The following is a 2,463-nucleotide window of genomic DNA, read 5'->3' on the forward strand; positions in this document are numbered from 1 at the left end:
AAACGGGCAAGATGCCCGTTCCACAAAAAACAAGATGTCCGTTCCACAAAAAAAAGGAGCCGATTGCGTCGGCTCCCCAAAAATCGAGGTTGATTCAACTGAGCTCAAGTCTGGTTAATCACTTACCAAATAGTCCCTAATCTTCAGCTATCAGCTTAAGCGCTACGCGCACGCTACTTGAGGTGCTTATGCGCTACGCGCACGCTTGGCCTTGGCCGTTGGCCACGCTACGCGAATGGCCACGCTCCGCGAACGCGAACAGCTTTCAGCTATCAGCTTATGCGCTATGGGCACGCTACACTAACAGCCATTGGCTGTAGGCTCAAGCTACTTGAGGTGCTTTTGAATAAAATAACCATGATAGCTGACCGCTGTTCGCGTAGCGTGGCCTACGGCCAATCACTGACGGCTGACGGCTGACGGCTGACCGCTGAATGCTTACATTACCCGAGAAGGGATATGATGATTAGTCAACCAGACATGATAGTAGATATTACTTGACGGTAACTTTAGCACCAGCCTCTTCCAGTTGCTTCTTAGCGTCTTCAGCCGCCTCTTTAGCAATGGCCTCTTTAATCGCTTTAGGAGCAGATTCCACCAACTCTTTGGCTTCTTTGAGACCCAAACCAGTGATTGCTCGCACCACCTTAAGTACAGCAATCTTCTTATCAGAGGGGAACTCTTCTAGAACCACATCAAATTCAGTTTTCTCTTCCTCTGGCTCAGCCTCAGCAGCTCCAGGAGCACCAGGCATAGCACCAGGCATCATCATCATACCGCCAGCAGGAGCAGCAGCGCTGACACCAAAAGCCTCTTCGATCTGCTTAACCAGCTCAGAAGCTTCTAGCAGAGTCAGAGATTTTAATTTTTCGAGAATTTCATCAGTTGTAGCAGACATTGATATAACTCCTTCTAGGTGAATTGTTTAATTTATTGAGTGTTGTACTTAAGTGTTGTACTTAAGTGTTGTACAGATCTCAGAAAGAGTGTTGTACTGATCTCAAAAAGGGGGAAAACCGAGTACTAGCTGTTGCCTTCTTCCTTGGCAGCAATCCCTTGGATGCATCGACCCAAAGAAGCTGGCACCTCGTTAATACTACGACCCAAGGAGGCTGGTACCTCATTAATCCCGACAGCAAGTTTGGTAGCGATAGAATTAATCGCTCCAGCAACTTGCGCGATCAGTTCCTCCTTAGAAGGCAAGTCGGCAATTGCTTTAACTTGCTCTTCATTCAAGGCTTGACCTTGCATCACGCCGCCGCGAAATTCAGTCTTCTTGGCGGTTTTCTTAAACTCCTGGTAGGCTCTGATGGCACTACCAACATCGTCTTTGACCAGGAGAAAGGCTGAAGTACCACTGAGGAATTCTGTCATTGGCTGCCAGTTTTCGTCTTCTTCCACCGCAAGCCGCATGAAGGTGTTTTTGGTCACCTTGCAAATGGTGCCGCTGGGACGCAGACGATTCCGTAAATCGGTAATTTCAGCAACCGACAGCCCCTGGTAATCAATAACTACAGCCAGCTGAGACTCACTCAAGGTTTGCTTGAGCTCCGCCACAATTGTCTTTTTCTCGTCAAGTGTTCTACCCATTTTGTTAATTGTTAATTGGTTAATTGTTAATTGTTAATAAATAAAAATAAATAATATTTATTTTCAATTGACTCTCAACCAAGAATGATAAGTATTCAACGGTCGATGATCTGACTGATAACAAATAACCAAACTAAAACCCCGGAGACTTAGCCGGGGTTAAGGGTTGTATCATTACCCCTATAGCACTCACTTTGGTATCAGTGCCCGGGCAGATACATATTACTTTAACCTCGGCAGGATATTAAGCTACTTACTCCTGCTGTCTTCAGCGCAAGCCTTCTTCAATTGTCTAGTGTGTCTAGTTGAATTTTAGGGTGATTTCTAATCTCCGATACTTTTTAGCTACCAAAGTCTACCAAGATAGACCAAGGCCCGCCAAGGCAAGATGCTTTCACATCCAGGGGGTATCTCCCAAAGCTCTGACGGAATATCCCGCGAGCGCCATAAAAATGTCAACAAAGTTGCTTCCACCGGGATAGAGAGTGCAACTATTAAACCCTTGGTTTTCGGCTTTAATTCAAGTTACATAATAATCCCTGTCGGTGTTAACCTAATTTAAGTCTAACAAATACTAAGAGTTTTTGGTAGACTCTGCGACATTTTATCTAGCTGTTTACTAACCGTTTTAAGCAGCACCCTCAAGCTTGAGTTCACGCAGAATAGCAATGTCCACTTCAATCGATGGACCCATGCTGGCAGACACATATAAAGTGCGCCAATACCGACCTTTTGCGCCAGATGGACGATGGCGGTCGATAGTTTCCTGCAAAGCTTTGAGATTCACCAGTAAGTCTTCGGGGCTAAAGGATACCTTACCAAACATAACATGAACAATGCCAGTACGGTCAGCCCTAAATTCTAGTTTACCAG

The 2,463-nt window shown here is 45.6% G+C and carries 3 protein-coding genes, 1 pseudogene and 1 other annotated feature; of the genes and pseudogenes, 1 reads left to right on the forward strand and 3 read right to left on the reverse strand.

The genetic code is table 11. The features are described from left to right. Window positions 1-188 precede the first annotated feature (188 nt). Entirely contained in the window at window positions 189-320 is a 132-nt protein-coding gene (locus tag F6K37_RS38115) for a hypothetical protein (RefSeq protein WP_287256271.1), read from the forward strand. Window positions 321-493: 173 nt separating this feature from the next. Here F6K37_RS38115 and rplL read toward each other — a convergent pair whose 3' ends face one another. The 3 genes and pseudogenes from rplL to F6K37_RS38130 all read right to left on the reverse strand — a co-directional run. Continuing rightward, window positions 494-898 carry a 50S ribosomal protein L7/L12 gene (gene rplL, locus F6K37_RS38120; protein WP_287256273.1) on the reverse strand — a complete coding sequence of 135 codons (405 nt, stop codon included), beginning with the start codon at window positions 896-898 and terminating at the stop codon, window positions 494-496. 125 nt (window positions 899-1,023) lie between these two features. Beyond that, on the reverse strand, window positions 1,024-1,590 hold the full coding sequence (gene rplJ, locus F6K37_RS38125; protein WP_287256275.1) for a 50S ribosomal protein L10: 567 nt from the start codon (window positions 1,588-1,590) through the stop codon (window positions 1,024-1,026). 124 nt (window positions 1,591-1,714) lie between these two features. Further along, window positions 1,715-1,880: a sequence feature (ribosomal protein L10 leader region), on the reverse strand. 338 nt (window positions 1,881-2,218) lie between these two features. After that, window positions 2,219-2,463, reverse strand: a pseudogene (locus tag F6K37_RS38130) (50S ribosomal protein L1); the annotation flags it as partial.

The organism is Moorena sp. SIO4E2 (assembly GCF_010671945.1).
GTDB classification, from domain to species: domain Bacteria; phylum Cyanobacteriota; class Cyanobacteriia; order Cyanobacteriales; family Coleofasciculaceae; genus Moorena; species Moorena producens.

What these genes read in the sequence shown, in the direction of transcription:
- F6K37_RS38115 (WP_287256271.1), top strand. Translation starts at nt 189, where the DNA reads ATGCGCTACGCGCACGCTTGGCCTTGGCCGTTGGCCACGCTACGCGAA.
- rplL (WP_287256273.1), bottom strand. Translation starts at nt 898, where the DNA reads ATGTCTGCTACAACTGATGAAATTCTCGAAAAATTAAAATCTCTGACT.
- rplJ (WP_287256275.1), bottom strand. Translation starts at nt 1,590, where the DNA reads ATGGGTAGAACACTTGACGAGAAAAAGACAATTGTGGCGGAGCTCAAG.